Source organism: Pseudomonas sp. TH06, from assembly GCF_016651305.1.
Taxonomy (GTDB): domain Bacteria; phylum Pseudomonadota; class Gammaproteobacteria; order Pseudomonadales; family Pseudomonadaceae; genus Aquipseudomonas.
On the sequence record NZ_JAEKEC010000001.1, the window covers coordinates 2,206,152 to 2,223,160 of the forward strand.

Genomic DNA, 17,009 nt, shown 5'->3' on the forward strand with positions numbered 1-17,009 from the left:
GTTTATCGAAGCCGAAAAGAAGTTGAAAAAGAGGTGTTGACAGCAGCGATTAACGCTGTAGAATTCGCCTCCCGCTAACGAGAGATCGGAAGCGCAAGTGGTTGAAGTTGTTGAAGAATTCTTCGAAAACTTCTGAAAATAATCACTTGACAGCAAATGAGGCTGCTGTAGAATGCGCGCCTCGGTTGAGACGAAAGATCTTAACCAGCCGCTCTTTAACAACTGAATCAAGCAATTCGTGTGGGTGCTTGTGGAGTCAGACTGATAGTCAACAAGATTATCAGCATCACAAGTTACTCCGCGAGAAATCAAAGATGTAACCAACGATTGCTGAGCCAAGTTTAGGGTTTCTTAAAAACCCAAAGATGTTTGAACTGAAGAGTTTGATCATGGCTCAGATTGAACGCTGGCGGCAGGCCTAACACATGCAAGTCGAGCGGATGAGAGGAGCTTGCTCCTGGATTCAGCGGCGGACGGGTGAGTAATGCCTAGGAATCTGCCTGGTAGTGGGGGACAACGTTTCGAAAGGAACGCTAATACCGCATACGTCCTACGGGAGAAAGCAGGGGACCTTCGGGCCTTGCGCTATCAGATGAGCCTAGGTCGGATTAGCTAGTTGGTGAGGTAATGGCTCACCAAGGCGACGATCCGTAACTGGTCTGAGAGGATGATCAGTCACACTGGAACTGAGACACGGTCCAGACTCCTACGGGAGGCAGCAGTGGGGAATATTGGACAATGGGCGAAAGCCTGATCCAGCCATGCCGCGTGTGTGAAGAAGGTCTTCGGATTGTAAAGCACTTTAAGTTGGGAGGAAGGGCAGTAACTTAATACGTTGCTGTTTTGACGTTACCGACAGAATAAGCACCGGCTAACTCTGTGCCAGCAGCCGCGGTAATACAGAGGGTGCAAGCGTTAATCGGAATTACTGGGCGTAAAGCGCGCGTAGGTGGTTTGTTAAGTTGGATGTGAAATCCCCGGGCTCAACCTGGGAACTGCATTCAAAACTGACAAGCTAGAGTATGGTAGAGGGTGGTGGAATTTCCTGTGTAGCGGTGAAATGCGTAGATATAGGAAGGAACACCAGTGGCGAAGGCGACCACCTGGACTGATACTGACACTGAGGTGCGAAAGCGTGGGGAGCAAACAGGATTAGATACCCTGGTAGTCCACGCCGTAAACGATGTCAACTAGCCGTTGGGAGCCTTGAGCTCTTAGTGGCGCAGCTAACGCATTAAGTTGACCGCCTGGGGAGTACGGCCGCAAGGTTAAAACTCAAATGAATTGACGGGGGCCCGCACAAGCGGTGGAGCATGTGGTTTAATTCGAAGCAACGCGAAGAACCTTACCAGGCCTTGACATCCAATGAACTTTCCAGAGATGGATTGGTGCCTTCGGGAACATTGAGACAGGTGCTGCATGGCTGTCGTCAGCTCGTGTCGTGAGATGTTGGGTTAAGTCCCGTAACGAGCGCAACCCTTGTCCTTAGTTACCAGCACGTAATGGTGGGCACTCTAAGGAGACTGCCGGTGACAAACCGGAGGAAGGTGGGGATGACGTCAAGTCATCATGGCCCTTACGGCCTGGGCTACACACGTGCTACAATGGTCGGTACAAAGGGTTGCCAAGCCGCGAGGTGGAGCTAATCCCATAAAACCGATCGTAGTCCGGATCGCAGTCTGCAACTCGACTGCGTGAAGTCGGAATCGCTAGTAATCGTGAATCAGAATGTCACGGTGAATACGTTCCCGGGCCTTGTACACACCGCCCGTCACACCATGGGAGTGGGTTGCACCAGAAGTAGCTAGTCTAACCTTCGGGAGGACGGTTACCACGGTGTGATTCATGACTGGGGTGAAGTCGTAACAAGGTAGCCGTAGGGGAACCTGCGGCTGGATCACCTCCTTAATCGACGACATCAGCTGCTCCATGAGCTCCCACACGAATTGCTTGATTCATTGAAGAAGACGATAGAAGCAGCTTTAAGCTCCAAGCTGATAGCTCCAAGCTAACAGTTACGCGCTCGAAATTGGGTCTGTAGCTCAGTTGGTTAGAGCGCACCCCTGATAAGGGTGAGGTCGGCAGTTCGAATCTGCCCAGACCCACCAATTTTGTTATGGGGCCATAGCTCAGCTGGGAGAGCGCCTGCCTTGCACGCAGGAGGTCAGCGGTTCGATCCCGCTTGGCTCCACCATATAAAACTGCTTCTGAAAGCATAGAAATGAATATTCCATTGAGAATATTGATTTCTAGTCTTTTGATTAGATCGTTCTTTAAAAATTTGGGTATGTGATAGAAAGATAGACTGAACGTTACTTTCACTGGTAACGGATCAGGCTAAGGTAAAATTTGTGAGTTCTCTTAATTGAGAAATTCGAATTTTCGGCGAATGTCGTCTTCACAGTATAACCAGATTGCTTGGGGTTATATGGTCAAGTGAAGAAGCGCATACGGTGGATGCCTTGGCAGTCAGAGGCGATGAAAGACGTGGTAGCCTGCGAAAAGCTTCGGGGAGTCGGCAAACAGACTTTGATCCGGAGATGTCTGAATGGGGGAACCCAGCCATCATAAGATGGTTATCTTGTACTGAATACATAGGTGCAAGAGGCGAACCAGGGGAACTGAAACATCTAAGTACCCTGAGGAAAAGAAATCAACCGAGATTCCCTTAGTAGTGGCGAGCGAACGGGGACTAGCCCTTAAGTTGATTTGAGATTAGCGGAACGCTCTGGAAAGTGCGGCCATAGTGGGTGATAGCCCTGTACGCGAAAATCTCTTATCAATGAAATCGAGTAGGACGGAGCACGAGAAACTTTGTCTGAATATGGGGGGACCATCCTCCAAGGCTAAATACTACTGACTGACCGATAGTGAACTAGTACCGTGAGGGAAAGGCGAAAAGAACCCCGGAGAGGGGAGTGAAATAGATCCTGAAACCGTATGCGTACAAGCAGTGGGAGCAGACTTTGTTCTGTGACTGCGTACCTTTTGTATAATGGGTCAGCGACTTATTTTCAGTGGCGAGCTTAACCGAATAGGGGAGGCGTAGCGAAAGCGAGTCTTAATAGGGCGTCTAGTCGCTGGGAATAGACCCGAAACCGGGCGATCTATCCATGGGCAGGTTGAAGGTTGGGTAACACTAACTGGAGGACCGAACCGACTACCGTTGAAAAGTTAGCGGATGACCTGTGGATCGGAGTGAAAGGCTAATCAAGCTCGGAGATAGCTGGTTCTCCTCGAAAGCTATTTAGGTAGCGCCTCATGTATCACTGTAGGGGGTAGAGCACTGTTTCGGCTAGGGGGTCATCCCGACTTACCAAACCGATGCAAACTCCGAATACCTACAAGTGCCGAGCATGGGAGACACACGGCGGGTGCTAACGTCCGTCGTGAAAAGGGAAACAACCCAGACCGTCAGCTAAGGTCCCAAAGTTATGGTTAAGTGGGAAACGATGTGGGAAGGCTTAGACAGCTAGGAGGTTGGCTTAGAAGCAGCCACCCTTTAAAGAAAGCGTAATAGCTCACTAGTCGAGTCGGCCTGCGCGGAAGATGTAACGGGGCTCAAACCATACACCGAAGCTACGGGTATCACCTTCGGGTGATGCGGTAGAGGAGCGTTCTGTAAGCCTGTGAAGGTGAGTTGAGAAGCTTGCTGGAGGTATCAGAAGTGCGAATGCTGACATGAGTAACGACAATGGGTGTGAAAAACACCCACGCCGAAAGACCAAGGTTTCCTGCGCAACGTTAATCGACGCAGGGTTAGTCGGTCCCTAAGGCGAGGCTGAAAAGCGTAGTCGATGGAAAACAGGTTAATATTCCTGTACTTCTGGTTATTGCGATGGAGGGACGGAGAAGGCTAGGCCAGCTTGGCGTTGGTTGTCCAAGTTTAAGGTGGTAGGCTGGAATCTTAGGTAAATCCGGGATTCTAAGGCCGAGAGCTGATGACGAGTTATCTTTTAGATGACGAAGTGGTTGATGCCATGCTTCCAAGAAAAGCTTCTAAGCTTCAGGTAACCAGGAACCGTACCCCAAACCGACACAGGTGGTTGGGTAGAGAATACCAAGGCGCTTGAGAGAACTCGGGTGAAGGAACTAGGCAAAATGGCACCGTAACTTCGGGAGAAGGTGCGCCGGTGAGGGTGAAGGACTTGCTCCGTAAGCTCATGCCGGTCGAAGATACCAGGCCGCTGCGACTGTTTATTAAAAACACAGCACTCTGCAAACACGAAAGTGGACGTATAGGGTGTGACGCCTGCCCGGTGCCGGAAGGTTAATTGATGGGGTTAGCTAACGCGAAGCTCTTGATCGAAGCCCCGGTAAACGGCGGCCGTAACTATAACGGTCCTAAGGTAGCGAAATTCCTTGTCGGGTAAGTTCCGACCTGCACGAATGGCGTAACGATGGCGGCGCTGTCTCCACCCGAGACTCAGTGAAATTGAAATCGCTGTGAAGATGCAGTGTATCCGCGGCTAGACGGAAAGACCCCGTGAACCTTTACTATAGCTTTGCACTGGACTTTGAATTTGCTTGTGTAGGATAGGTGGGAGGCTTTGAAGCGTGGACGCCAGTTCGCGTGGAGCCATCCTTGAAATACCACCCTGGCAACTTTGAGGTTCTAACTCAGGTCCGTTATCCGGATCGAGGACAGTGTATGGTGGGTAGTTTGACTGGGGCGGTCTCCTCCTAAAGAGTAACGGAGGAGTACGAAGGTGCGCTCAGACCGGTCGGAAATCGGTCGTAGAGTATAAAGGCAAAAGCGCGCTTGACTGCGAGACAGACACGTCGAGCAGGTACGAAAGTAGGTCTTAGTGATCCGGTGGTTCTGTATGGAAGGGCCATCGCTCAACGGATAAAAGGTACTCCGGGGATAACAGGCTGATACCGCCCAAGAGTTCATATCGACGGCGGTGTTTGGCACCTCGATGTCGGCTCATCACATCCTGGGGCTGAAGCCGGTCCCAAGGGTATGGCTGTTCGCCATTTAAAGTGGTACGCGAGCTGGGTTTAGAACGTCGTGAGACAGTTCGGTCCCTATCTGCCGTGGACGTTTGAGATTTGAGAGGGGCTGCTCCTAGTACGAGAGGACCGGAGTGGACGAACCTCTGGTGTTCCGGTTGTCACGCCAGTGGCATTGCCGGGTAGCTATGTTCGGGAAAGATAACCGCTGAAAGCATCTAAGCGGGAAACTTGCCTCAAGATGAGATCTCACTGGAACCTTGAGTTCCCTGAAGGGCCGTCGAAGACTACGACGTTGATAGGTTGGGTGTGTAAGCGCTGTGAGGCGTTGAGCTAACCAATACTAATTGCCCGTGAGGCTTGACCATATAACACCCAAGCAATTTGAGTACTCGAAAGAGCATCAGATTGCGGTGTGTGAAGACGAAACGAACCGAAAGTTTGATGTTCACAAACACCGAAAGCTGTCACATACCCAATTTGCTGAAGCGAGGCCATCTGGTCACGACTCAGTACCCGAATTTCTTGACGACCATAGAGCGTTGGAACCACCTGATCCCATCCCGAACTCAGCAGTGAAACGATGCATCGCCGATGGTAGTGTGGGGTTTCCCCATGTGAGAGTAGGTCATCGTCAAGATTAAATTCCGAAACCCCAATTGCGAAAGCAGTTGGGGTTTTGTTTTGCCCGCAGCAAATGTGTTCGCTTGATTTCTATGCAGCTACGCAGGGCATGGCTATTATTCGGACCTCATTGTGAGGCGAAACCTGCATGTTGACGTTGTTGAATCTACTGAAGGACGGGCGATTCCATTCTGGCCAGGACCTGGGCGCTGCCTTGGGAGTTAGTCGAAGTGCTGTATGGAAGCAACTTCAGCATCTTGAGACTGAGCTTGGGCTATCTATCCATAAAGTTCGGGGGCGCGGCTATCAGTTGTCTGCGCCGCTGATGCTGCTCGACTCCCAAAAAATGGAGGGGGTGGGAGCGGGCTGGCCGATCAAGATCTTCGATTCTATCGATTCCACTAACGCTGAGGCGCTACGCGCTATTGGCCAGGGGCAGTCGGCACCTTTTTTGGTGCTGGCCGAGCGACAGTTATCTGGGCGCGGACGAAGAGGGCGCAAGTGGGTTAGTCCATTCGCCGAAAACCTTTATTACAGCCTTGTGCTCCGTATTGATGGTGGAATGCGCCAGCTAGAGGGCTTGAGTCTTGTTGTTGGGTTGGCAGTCATGCAGACCCTGCGAAAGCTGGGAGTACCCAGTGCGGGTTTGAAATGGCCGAACGATGTTCTCGTTGGGAACAAGAAAATTGCCGGAATTCTGTTGGAGCTTGTTGGGGACCCGGCAGATGTGTGTCATGTGGTGCTGGGCATAGGCATCAACGTGAATATGCAGATTGCCGATGAGGTCGATCAGCAATGGACATCCATGCGATTGGAGTCTGGGAAAAACTGCGATCGTAACGTTCTGGCAGTTGAGCTGAGTGAGCAACTGCACGCTTATATACAGCGCCAGCAGGCAGATAGTTTTTCGGCTCTCCAGGCGGAGTGGGAGGAAAATCATTTGTGGCAGGGGCGATCAGTGTCGTTGATTGCTGGCGTCAGCCAAATAGATGGAGTTGTACTCGGAATTGATAATCAGGGTGCGCTGCGATTAATGGTGAATGGCGTAGAAAAAGTTTTCAGTGGTGGCGAGCTCAGCCTTAGGTTGCGTGATGATTCGTGAGATCGACTGCGGCTATCACTTTATAAAGTAGCGAGTCTTGAGTATTGACCCTCAGGGTAAGGGCTCTGACGAGCTAGCGCGTGCGGGGCTGTAGGGCTCAATAGAGTGTTATCAGGCAAGTGTCGCTTGGTTGGTGTTTATGCTGCCGAGGGGCTGATGGGCTGGTTTAAATGCTTGGGCGAGAAGTTCGCGTGCCGATCAGTTGTGTGATGTCTGTGCGTGAGTTATCCGATCTCAGAAGTGATTATGAAGATTACGTGCATTTGGGCCTTGTCGTAGGCTGGCGATACTGAATTGGTTGTTGATGTCGTGCCAGAGGCCTGGGTCGTGCCAGACTTGGTGTTGGTAGGTTTGGCCATGGCGTGTCCTTTATCTCGAGGTATGTATGCGTTGGTTGTTCCTATTGCTCGTTGTTCTCAATGTTTTTTACTACGTCTGGCATCAGCAGGAAGCGCCTTTGCGAGCAAAGGATGTAACTCCTCTCAGTTTGTATAAAGGCTCGCAGCAGGATATCCGTCTGCTCAGCGAGACCGTAGATGCTTCTCGGGGAAGATCAGAGCAGCAGAGGTCTGAGGAGCGGTGCCTTTATATAGGGGGATTTGCTCGTCAGGAGTTGGTTGTAGCGCTGAGTCGGCGTTTGGAGGAGATGGATATCAAGGCCCAAGCATCGCCTAATAGCGTTCCAGGATCAGGATTTTGGCTACGCGTTGCTCCTGAAAGCCAGCGATTGCTGGGTGATCCTCAGTTGCAAAACCTTTCCAACGAATTCAATGAGTTAAAACATAAAATAATGCTGTGCGAGGGGGTTGCACCTGCTGAATAGTTTGCATAGAATGGCGCCCGCTCCACAGTGAAGACCCTGACGGGTTGTCAAAGTGAAGTGATGTCAATGCAGCTAACCTCAGGTTTTTAAATGAGAAAATGCTTGACAGGGGTTTGGCATAGTATAGAATGCCGGCCTGATTAGGAGGGGTTCCCGAGCGGCCAAAGGGATCAGACTGTAAATCTGACGTCTACGACTTCGAAGGTTCGAATCCTTCTCCCTCCACCAGATTTAAGCGTGAGCTGCAGGCTCCGCGGGTATAGTTTAGTGGTAGAACCTCAGCCTTCCAAGCTGATGATGCGGGTTCGATTCCCGCTACCCGCTCCAAGTTTGCAGGTTGTGCAAAGTGTTTCGCTCTTGTAGCTCAGTTGGTAGAGCACACCCTTGGTAAGGGTGAGGTCAGCGGTTCAAATCCGCTCAAGAGCTCCATATAACAAGGCAGATATGAAAATATCTGCCTTTGTTTTAATGGTTGATATTGTTTGTCTAATTCTTCTGTTTGAGGGTGATATCGATGGCTAAGGAAAAATTTGATCGTTCCCTGCCGCACGTCAACGTAGGGACCATTGGTCACGTTGACCACGGTAAAACCACTCTGACTGCTGCTCTGACTCGCGTTTGCTCCGAAGTTTTCGGTTCTGCAATCGTTGACTTCGACAAGATCGACAGCGCACCAGAAGAAAAAGCTCGCGGTATCACCATCAACACCGCTCACGTTGAGTACAACTCGAAGATCCGTCACTACGCTCACGTTGACTGCCCAGGTCACGCTGACTATGTGAAGAACATGATCACCGGTGCTGCTCAAATGGACGGTGCTATTCTGGTTTGCTCGGCCGCTGATGGTCCGATGCCACAAACCCGTGAGCACATCCTGCTGTCCCGCCAGGTAGGCGTTCCGTACATCGTGGTTTTCCTGAACAAGGCTGACCTGGTAGACGACGCTGAGCTGCTGGAACTGGTTGAGATGGAAGTTCGCGACCTGCTGTCCACCTACGACTTCCCGGGCGATGACACTCCAATCATCATCGGTTCGGCTCGTATGGCGCTGGAAGGCAAAGACGACAACGAGATGGGTACCACTGCCGTCAAGAAACTGGTTGAGACTCTGGACAGCTACATCCCAGAACCAGTACGTGTTACCGACAAGCCGTTCCTGATGCCAATCGAAGACGTATTCTCGATCTCGGGTCGCGGTACTGTTGTAACTGGTCGTATCGAGCGCGGTATCGTTCGCGTTCAGGATCCGCTGGAAATCGTTGGTCTGCGTGACACCACCGTTACTACTTGCACCGGTGTTGAAATGTTCCGCAAGCTGCTCGACGAAGGTCGTGCTGGCGAGAACTGCGGCGTTCTGCTGCGTGGCACCAAGCGTGACGACGTTGAGCGTGGTCAGGTTCTGGTTAAGCCGGGTTCGGTTAAGCCGCACACCAAGTTCACCGCAGAAGTTTATGTTCTGAGCAAGGAAGAAGGCGGTCGTCACACTCCGTTCTTCAAAGGCTACCGTCCACAGTTCTACTTCCGTACTACTGACGTGACTGGTAACTGCGAGCTGCCAGAAGGCGTTGAAATGGTAATGCCAGGTGACAACATTCAGATGACTGTTACCCTGATCAAAACCATCGCGATGGAAGACGGTCTGCGTTTCGCTATCCGTGAAGGCGGTCGTACCGTCGGCGCTGGCGTCGTAGCCAAAATCATCGAATAAGCGGTTGTAATGTATTTTTCGGGCCGGCATAATGGTCGGCCTGATTTTGTTTTAGGTCAGTAGCTCAATTGGCAGAGCGACGGTCTCCAAAACCGTAGGTTGGGGGTTCGATTCCCTCCTGACCTGCCAGATTCACTCAGTGTGTCTGGCTTTCTTTTCACAGGATCTTCATAGATGACTCCTAAGGCTGAAGCACAAGGCTCTCGCTTCGATCTGCTCAAGTGGCTTGTAGTAGTCGCTTTGGTGGTTGTAGGCGTTGTTGGCAATCAGTATTACTCTGCTTCGCCGATCCTGTACCGTGTACTTGCTTTGCTTGTCATAGCTGCTGTAGCTGCCTTTGTAGGCCTGCAGACTGCGAAGGGCAAGTCTTTCTTTGTACTGGTTAAGGAAGCTCGCACCGAGATTCGTAAAGTCGTGTGGCCAACTCGCCAAGAAACCACGCAGACCACCCTTATTGTGGTGGCTGTTGTTCTGGTTATGGCGTTGCTGTTGTGGGGGCTCGATTCCCTGCTCGGCTGGCTTGTTTCCTTGATTGTCGGCTAAGGGTGTCCCGTGGCTAAGCGTTGGTACGTTGTGCATGCTTACTCGGGTTACGAGAAGCATGTAATGCGCTCGCTGGTTGAGCGCGTAAAGCTGGCTGGCATGGAAGATGGCTTCGGCGAAATTCTGGTTCCCACTGAAGAAGTGGTTGAAATGCGTAATGGCCAGAAGCGCAAAAGCGAACGTAAGTTCTTCCCAGGCTATGTGCTGGTACAGATGGATATGAATGAGGGTACTTGGCACTTAGTCAAGGATACTCCTCGGGTGATGGGTTTTATCGGCGGTACTGCTGATAAGCCTGCACCAATCACCGATAAAGAGGCGGAAGCAATTCTGCGTCGTGTTGCTGATGGTAGCGACAAGCCTAAGCCGAAGACTCTCTTCGAGCCGGGCGAAACGGTGCGAGTCAACGACGGTCCATTCGCTGATTTTAATGGCGTTGTTGAAGAAGTTAACTACGAAAAGAGCCGGATCCAAGTGGCAGTGCTTATTTTCGGTCGCTCTACTCCGGTAGAGCTGGAGTTCAGTCAGGTCGAAAAGGTCTAACTGGACAAGCATCCCAACCCCGCAGCCCTAGGCTGTGGGGTTTTGTCGTCACTGGGATAAACGCGCAAGTAACCGGGGAGCCTTTCGAGGCGTTCGAACCCGTAATTGGAGTGCCTCATGGCCAAGAAGATTACCGCTTACATCAAGCTGCAAGTGAAGGCCGCTCAGGCTAACCCAAGTCCACCTGTTGGTCCTGCTCTGGGTCAGCACGGCGTGAACATCATGGAATTCTGCAAGGCTTTCAACGCCCGTACTCAGGGTCTTGAAGCAGGTCTGCCGACTCCAGTGATCATCACTGTCTACAGCGACCGTAGCTTCACTTTCGAAACCAAATCCACCCCTGCTTCGGTTCTGCTGAAGAAGGCGGCCGGTCTGACCAGCGGTTCCGCTCGTCCGAACACCGTTAAGGTTGGCACTGTTACCCGTGCTCAGCTGGAAGAAATCGCGAAAACCAAAAACGCGGATCTGACTGCAGCTGATATGGATGCGGCCGTGCGTACTATCGCCGGTTCTGCTCGTAGCATGGGCCTTAACGTGGAGGGTGTGTAATGGCTAAGCTGACCAAGCGTCAAAAGGCTATCGCCGGCAAAATCGAAGCAGGCAAGGCCTACAACATTGTAGATGCCGCTGCTCTGCTGGCTGAGCTGTCGACTGTCAAGTTCAGCGAGTCGTTTGACGTTGCTGTAAACCTGGGTGTTGACCCGCGTAAATCTGACCAGGTTGTTCGTAGCGCTACTGTGCTGCCACACGGCACTGGCAAGACCGTTCGCGTTGCTGTGTTCACCCAAGGTCCAGCTGCCGAGGCCGCTTTGGCTGCCGGCGCTGATCGTGTAGGTATGGACGACCTGGCTGCCGAAATGAAAGGCGGCGACCTGAACTATGACGTAGTGATTGCATCCCCGGATGCCATGCGCGTTGTAGGTCAGTTGGGTCAGATCCTCGGCCCACGCGGCCTGATGCCTAACCCTAAGGTCGGCACCGTAACTCCAGACGTAGCTACCGCGGTTAAAAACGCCAAGGCTGGTCAGGTTCGTTATCGCACCGACAAAAACGGCATCATTCACACCTCCGTTGGCAAGATGGGCTTCGACGCCGTCAAGCTGAAGGAAAACGTTGAAGCCCTGATCGCTGATCTGAAGCGTATCAAGCCAGCTTCCTCGAAAGGTATCTACGTCAAGCGCGTTACCCTGAGCACCACTATGGGCCCAGGTCTGGTTATCGACCAGAGCTCGCTGGACGCGTAAGACAAATGTTGGCGCGATTGTTCGCGCCAATTGAAAGATTGGGGTCCCTGCCTGGCGGGGGCTATCCAAGACCGTAGGCGACGCAAGTCTTAAACCATCAGCCTACGCAGATGGTGCTCCCGGTTCCTTACCGAATCAGACACCAAAACGACATTCGGTTCCGATCGAATGAAACGGTAACAAGCAGGAGTTAAACCCGTGGCAATTAATCTCGAAGACAAGAAGGCCATCGTCGCTGAAGTCAACGAGGCTGCCAAAGTCGCTCTGTCCGCTGTCGTGGCTGATGCACGTGGCGTAACAGTAGGCGCAATGACCGGACTCCGTAAAGAGGCTCGTGAAGCTGGCGTTTACGTACGTGTTGTACGTAACACCCTGCTCAAGCGCGCTGTTGCTGACACTGAATACAGTGTTCTCAACGACGTGTTCACCGGCCCGACCTTGATCGCATTCTCCAACGAACACCCGGGCGCTGCTGCTCGTCTGTTCAAAGAGTTTGCAAAAGGTCAGGACAAGTTCGAGATCAAGGCAGCTGCGTTCGAGGGCAAGTTCCTCGCAGCTAATCAGATCGACGTGCTGGCAAGCCTGCCGACCCGTGACGAAGCAATTTCCCAGCTGATGAGCGTGATTCAAGGCGCTACCAGCAAATTGGCTCGTACTCTGGCGGCACTTCGCGACCAGAAAGAAGCTGCTGCAGCCTGAGGCTGAGCGTTTCCTCTCTCGCGTATTTTTGTTTATTTCGATGGCCTCCAGGCTATCCCCCAATTCAGGAAATAAGTCATGTCTCTGACTAACGAACAAATCATCGAAGCAATCGGCGAAAAATCGGTTCTGGAAATCGTTGAGCTGATCAAGGCAATGGAAGAGAAGTTCGGCGTATCCGCTGCCGCTGCTTCTGCTGGTCCAGCTGCTGCTGCCGCTGTTGTTGAAGAGCAAACCGAGTTCAACGTTATCCTGAAAGGCGCTGGCGAGAAGAAAGTCAACGTGATCAAGGCTGTACGTGAACTGACCGGTCTGGGTCTGAAAGAAGCCAAGGAGAAGGTTGATACCGCTCCTCAGGTTATCGCTGAAGGCGTTTCGAAAGAAGCTGCTGAAGACGCGAAGAAGAAGCTGGAAGAAGCAGGCGCTGAAGTCGAAGTTAAGTAACTTTCGACTTTGCACCTCCAGCCCGAGCGTCAAGCGACAGGCTGATGGCTGGTGGCTCTTGCCACCGGCCTTTTTCCGTTATTGGCAGCCGACTGGGTCGGTGCTGATAAAGGCGCTGTAACCACCCGATGCGGTGGCGCAAACCATGGGGTTTGCACGATTTTCTGGCTGCTCCCGTCGGGAGGGGCCAAACAAGCAGGTGACCAAGCTGGGGAACGCTGATGGCTTACTCATATACTGAGAAAAAACGTATCCGCAAGGACTTTAGCAAGTTGCCGGACGTCATGGATGTGCCGTACCTCCTGGCCATCCAGCTGGATTCGTATCGTGAATTCTTGCAAGCGGGAGCGACTAAAGATCAGTTCCGCGACGTGGGCCTGCATGCGGCCTTCAAATCCGTTTTCCCGATCATCAGCTACTCCGGCAATGCTGCGCTGGAGTACGTCGGTTATCGCCTGGGCGAACCGGCATTTGATGTCAAAGAATGCGTATTGCGCGGTGTAACTTTCGCCGTACCTTTGCGGGTAAAAGTGCGCCTGATCATTTTCGACAAAGAATCGTCGAACAAAGCGATCAAGGACATCAAAGAGCAAGAAGTCTACATGGGTGAAATCCCCCTGATGACTGAGAACGGTACCTTCGTAATCAACGGTACCGAGCGTGTAATCGTTTCCCAGCTGCACCGTTCCCCGGGCGTGTTCTTCGACCACGACCGCGGCAAGACGCATAGCTCCGGCAAACTGCTGTACTCCGCGCGCATCATTCCTTACCGCGGTTCGTGGCTGGACTTCGAGTTCGACCCGAAAGACTGCGTGTTCGTGCGTATCGACCGTCGTCGCAAGCTGCCGGCCTCGGTACTGCTGCGCGCGCTCGGTTACACCACTGAAGAAGTGCTGGACGCGTTCTACACCACCAACGTTTTCCACCTGAGCGGCGAAACCCTCAGTCTGGAACTGATTGCTTCGCGTCTGCGTGGTGAAATTGCGGTTCTGGACATTCAGGACGAGAAGGGCAAGGTCATCGTTGAAGCGGGCCGCCGTATTACCGCGCGCCACATCAACCAGATTGAAAAAGCCGGCATCAAGACGTTGGAAGTGCCTCTGGACTACGTCCTGGGTCGCACCACCGCCAAGGTTATTGTGCATCCGGCCACCGGCGAAATCCTGGCAGAGTGCAACACCGAGCTGAACACCGAAGTCCTGGCCAAGATTGCCAAGTCTGGCGTTGTTCGCATCGAAACTCTGTACACCAACGACATCGACTGCGGTCCGTTCGTATCCGACACGCTGAAGATCGACTCCACCAGCAACCAATTGGAAGCGCTGGTCGAGATCTATCGCATGATGCGTCCAGGCGAGCCGCCAACCAAAGACGCTGCCGAAACCCTGTTCAACAACCTGTTCTTCAGCCCTGAGCGCTATGACCTGTCTGCGGTCGGCCGGATGAAGTTCAACCGTCGTATCGGTCGTACCGAGATCGAAGGTTCGGGCGTGCTGTGCAAGGAAGACATCGTCGCGGTACTGAAGACTCTGGTCGACATCCGTAACGGTAAAGGCATCGTCGATGACATCGACCACCTGGGTAACCGTCGTGTTCGCTGCGTAGGCGAAATGGCCGAGAACCAGTTCCGCGTTGGCCTGGTGCGTGTTGAGCGTGCAGTCAAAGAGCGTCTGTCGATGGCTGAAAGCGAAGGCCTGATGCCGCAAGACCTGATCAACGCCAAGCCAGTGGCTGCGGCGGTGAAAGAGTTCTTCGGTTCCAGCCAGCTCTCGCAGTTCATGGACCAGAACAACCCGCTGTCCGAGATTACCCACAAACGTCGTGTTTCTGCACTCGGCCCTGGCGGTCTGACTCGTGAGCGCGCAGGCTTTGAAGTTCGTGACGTACACCCGACTCACTACGGTCGTGTATGCCCGATTGAAACGCCGGAAGGTCCGAACATCGGTCTGATCAACTCCCTGGCTGCGTACGCTCGCACCAACCAGTACGGCTTCCTGGAAAGCCCGTACCGCGTGGTGAAAGAGGGTGTGGTCACCGACGAGATCGTGTTCCTGTCCGCTATCGAAGAAGCCGATCATGTGATCGCGCAGGCTTCGGCGACCATGAACGACCAGAAAGTCCTGATCGACGAACTGGTAGCCGTACGTCACCTGAACGAATTCACCGTCAAGGCGCCTGAAGAGGTCACCTTGATGGACGTTTCGCCGAAGCAGGTAGTTTCGGTTGCTGCGTCGCTGATTCCGTTCCTCGAGCACGACGACGCCAACCGTGCGTTGATGGGTTCGAACATGCAGCGTCAAGCTGTACCAACCCTGCGTGCTGACAAGCCGCTGGTAGGTACCGGCATGGAGCGTAACGTAGCTCGTGACTCCGGCGTTTGCGTCGTGGCTCGTCGTGGCGGCGTGATCGACTCCGTCGACGCCAGCCGTATCGTGGTTCGTGTTGCTGATGATGAAGTTGAAACCGGCGAAGCTGGTGTCGACATCTACAACCTGACCAAATACACCCGCTCGAACCAGAACACCTGCATCAACCAGCGTCCGCTGGTGAGCAAGGGTGATCGCGTTCAGCGTAGCGACATCATGGCCGACGGCCCGTCCACCGACATGGGTGAACTGGCACTGGGTCAGAACATGCGCATCGCGTTCATGGCATGGAACGGCTTCAACTTCGAAGACTCCATCTGCCTGTCCGAGCGTGTGGTTCAAGAAGACCGTTTCACCACGATCCACATTCAGGAACTGACCTGTGTGGCCCGTGACACCAAGCTTGGCCCAGAGGAAATCACTGCAGACATCCCGAACGTGGGTGAAGCCGCACTGAACAAGCTGGACGAAGCCGGTATCGTTTACGTAGGTGCTGAAGTTGGCGCAGGCGACATTCTGGTAGGTAAGGTCACTCCGAAAGGCGAGACTCAACTGACTCCGGAAGAAAAACTGCTGCGTGCAATTTTCGGTGAAAAAGCCAGCGACGTTAAAGACACCTCCCTGCGCGTGCCTACCGGCACCAAAGGTACGGTCATCGACGTACAGGTCTTCACCCGCGACGGCGTTGAGCGTGATGCTCGTGCACTGTCGATCGAGAAGTCCCAGCTGGACGAGATCCGCAAGGATCTGAACGAAGAGTTCCGTATCGTTGAAGGCGCAACTTTCGAACGTCTGCGTTCCGCTCTGGTAGGCCACAAGGCCGAAGGCGGCGCTGGTCTGAAGAAAGGTCAGGACATCACCGACGAAGTTCTCGACGGTCTTGAGCATGGTCAGTGGTTCAAACTGCGCATGGCTGAAGATGCTCTGAATGAGCAGCTCGAGAAGGCCCAGGCCTACATCGTTGATCGCCGCCGTCTGCTGGACGACAAGTTCGAAGACAAGAAGCGCAAACTGCAGCAGGGCGATGACCTGGCTCCGGGCGTGCTGAAAATCGTCAAGGTTTACCTGGCAATCCGTCGTCGCATCCAGCCGGGCGACAAGATGGCCGGTCGTCACGGTAACAAAGGTGTGGTCTCTGTGATCATGCCGGTTGAAGACATGCCGCACGATGCCAATGGCACCCCGGTCGACGTTGTCCTCAACCCACTGGGCGTACCTTCGCGTATGAACGTTGGTCAGATCCTTGAAACCCACCTGGGCCTCGCGGCCAAAGGTCTGGGCGAGAAGATCAACCGGATGGTCGAAGAGCAGCGTAAAGTCGCTGAACTGCGCACCTTCCTGGACGAGATCTACAACCAGATCGGCGGTCGTAACGAAGATCTGGACAGCTTCTCCGATCAGGAAATCCTGGATCTGGCGAAGAACCTGCGTGGTGGTGTTCCAATGGCCACTCCAGTGTTCGACGGCGCCAAGGAAAGCGAAATCAAGGCCATGCTGAAACTGGCAGACCTGCCAGAAAGCGGCCAGATGCAGCTGACCGACGGCCGTACCGGCAACAAGTTCGAGCGTCCAGTTACCGTTGGCTACATGTACATGCTGAAGCTGAACCACTTGGTAGACGACAAGATGCACGCTCGTTCTACCGGTTCGTACAGCCTGGTTACCCAGCAGCCGCTGGGTGGTAAGGCGCAGTTCGGTGGTCAGCGTTTCGGGGAGATGGAGGTTTGGGCACTGGAAGCATACGGTGCTGCTTACACTCTGCAAGAAATGCTCACAGTGAAGTCGGACGATGTGAACGGCCGTACCAAGATGTACAAAAACATCGTGGATGGCGATCACCGTATGGAGCCGGGCATGCCCGAGTCCTTCAACGTGTTGATCAAGGAAATTCGTTCCCTCGGCATCGATATCGATCTGGAAACCGAATAACACGTGACGCGAATCGAGAGCGGGGCAG

Annotated in this window: 10 protein-coding genes, 6 tRNA genes, 3 rRNA genes and 1 pseudogene; all 20 read left to right on the top strand. The window is 53.2% G+C overall.

The window, feature by feature from the left end:
- Positions 1-371: 371 nt before the first annotated feature.
- The 20 genes and pseudogenes from JFT86_RS09860 to rpoB all read left to right on the top strand — a co-directional run bounded on the left by JFT86_RS09860 (position 372) and on the right by rpoB (position 16,981).
- Positions 372-1,908 (top strand): 16S ribosomal RNA (locus JFT86_RS09860).
- 123 nt (positions 1,909-2,031) lie between these two features.
- Positions 2,032-2,108 (top strand) — tRNA-Ile (locus JFT86_RS09865).
- Positions 2,109-2,118: 10 nt separating this feature from the next.
- Positions 2,119-2,194 (top strand) — tRNA-Ala (locus JFT86_RS09870).
- Positions 2,195-2,430: 236 nt separating this feature from the next.
- Positions 2,431-5,324 (top strand): 23S ribosomal RNA (locus JFT86_RS09875).
- A gap of 156 nt (positions 5,325-5,480) precedes the next feature.
- Positions 5,481-5,596: ribosomal RNA gene (rrf, locus tag JFT86_RS09880) — 5S ribosomal RNA — on the top strand.
- The 16S, 23S and 5S rRNA genes sit together here with 2 tRNA genes alongside, the layout of an rRNA operon.
- Positions 5,597-5,728: 132 nt before the next feature.
- A complete protein-coding gene (birA, locus tag JFT86_RS09885) occupies positions 5,729-6,682 on the top strand; it encodes a bifunctional biotin--[acetyl-CoA-carboxylase] ligase/biotin operon repressor BirA (RefSeq protein ID WP_201236599.1) in 954 nt (317 codons plus the stop codon).
- 282 nt (positions 6,683-6,964) lie between these two features.
- Positions 6,965-7,057, top strand: a pseudogene (locus JFT86_RS09890) (pantothenate kinase); the annotation flags it as partial.
- Positions 7,058-7,067: 10 nt separating this feature from the next.
- Entirely contained in the window at positions 7,068-7,505 is a 438-nt protein-coding gene (locus JFT86_RS09895) for a hypothetical protein (protein WP_201236600.1), read from the top strand.
- Positions 7,506-7,648: 143 nt separating this feature from the next.
- Positions 7,649-7,733 (top strand) — tRNA-Tyr (locus tag JFT86_RS09900).
- A 25-nt stretch (positions 7,734-7,758) separates the two neighbouring features.
- A tRNA-Gly gene (locus tag JFT86_RS09905) sits at positions 7,759-7,832 on the top strand.
- 26 nt (positions 7,833-7,858) lie between these two features.
- A tRNA-Thr gene (locus JFT86_RS09910) sits at positions 7,859-7,934 on the top strand.
- An 85-nt stretch (positions 7,935-8,019) separates the two neighbouring features.
- Positions 8,020-9,213, top strand: a complete 1,194-nt coding sequence (gene tuf / locus JFT86_RS09915) for an elongation factor Tu (RefSeq protein ID WP_053124324.1) — start codon at positions 8,020-8,022, stop codon at positions 9,211-9,213.
- A gap of 53 nt (positions 9,214-9,266) precedes the next feature.
- Positions 9,267-9,342: transfer RNA gene (locus JFT86_RS09920), tRNA-Trp, on the top strand.
- Positions 9,343-9,387: 45 nt separating this feature from the next.
- Positions 9,388-9,756, top strand: coding sequence for a preprotein translocase subunit SecE (gene secE / locus JFT86_RS09925; protein WP_007916493.1), 369 nt, complete (start codon positions 9,388-9,390; stop codon positions 9,754-9,756).
- 9 nt (positions 9,757-9,765) lie between these two features.
- Positions 9,766-10,299, top strand: coding sequence for a transcription termination/antitermination protein NusG (gene nusG, locus JFT86_RS09930; protein ID WP_007916492.1), 534 nt, complete (start codon positions 9,766-9,768; stop codon positions 10,297-10,299).
- A 117-nt stretch (positions 10,300-10,416) separates the two neighbouring features.
- The gene (rplK, locus tag JFT86_RS09935; protein WP_003228756.1) at positions 10,417-10,848 is read left to right on the top strand and encodes a 50S ribosomal protein L11; all 432 of its coding nucleotides are present in this window, start codon (positions 10,417-10,419) and stop codon (positions 10,846-10,848) included.
- Positions 10,848-11,543: a 50S ribosomal protein L1 gene (gene rplA / locus JFT86_RS09940; protein WP_007916481.1), complete on the top strand. Its 696-nt coding sequence runs from the start codon at positions 10,848-10,850 to the stop codon at positions 11,541-11,543. The genes rplK and rplA overlap by 1 nt, the downstream gene beginning before the upstream one ends.
- A 198-nt stretch (positions 11,544-11,741) precedes the next feature.
- Positions 11,742-12,242 (top strand): 50S ribosomal protein L10, encoded by a 501-nt coding sequence (gene rplJ / locus JFT86_RS09945; RefSeq protein WP_201236601.1) that lies wholly within the window; start codon positions 11,742-11,744, stop codon positions 12,240-12,242.
- Positions 12,243-12,320: 78 nt separating this feature from the next.
- Entirely contained in the window at positions 12,321-12,686 is a 366-nt protein-coding gene (rplL, locus tag JFT86_RS09950; protein WP_201236602.1) for a 50S ribosomal protein L7/L12, read from the top strand.
- Positions 12,687-12,907: 221 nt separating this feature from the next.
- A complete protein-coding gene (gene rpoB / locus JFT86_RS09955) occupies positions 12,908-16,981 on the top strand; it encodes a DNA-directed RNA polymerase subunit beta (RefSeq protein ID WP_064392269.1) in 4,074 nt (1,357 codons plus the stop codon).
- Positions 16,982-17,009 lie beyond the last annotated feature (28 nt).

Bases quoted from the DNA above. Each gene is read 5' to 3' on its own strand.
- birA (WP_201236599.1), top strand. From the start codon at position 5,729: ATGTTGACGTTGTTGAATCTACTGAAGGACGGGCGATTCCATTCTGGC.
- JFT86_RS09895 (WP_201236600.1), top strand. From the start codon at position 7,068: ATGCGTTGGTTGTTCCTATTGCTCGTTGTTCTCAATGTTTTTTACTAC.
- tuf (WP_053124324.1), top strand. From the start codon at position 8,020: ATGGCTAAGGAAAAATTTGATCGTTCCCTGCCGCACGTCAACGTAGGG.
- secE (WP_007916493.1), top strand. From the start codon at position 9,388: ATGACTCCTAAGGCTGAAGCACAAGGCTCTCGCTTCGATCTGCTCAAG.
- rplK (WP_003228756.1), top strand. From the start codon at position 10,417: ATGGCCAAGAAGATTACCGCTTACATCAAGCTGCAAGTGAAGGCCGCT.
- rplA (WP_007916481.1), top strand. From the start codon at position 10,848: ATGGCTAAGCTGACCAAGCGTCAAAAGGCTATCGCCGGCAAAATCGAA.
- rplL (WP_201236602.1), top strand. From the start codon at position 12,321: ATGTCTCTGACTAACGAACAAATCATCGAAGCAATCGGCGAAAAATCG.
- rpoB (WP_064392269.1), top strand. From the start codon at position 12,908: ATGGCTTACTCATATACTGAGAAAAAACGTATCCGCAAGGACTTTAGC.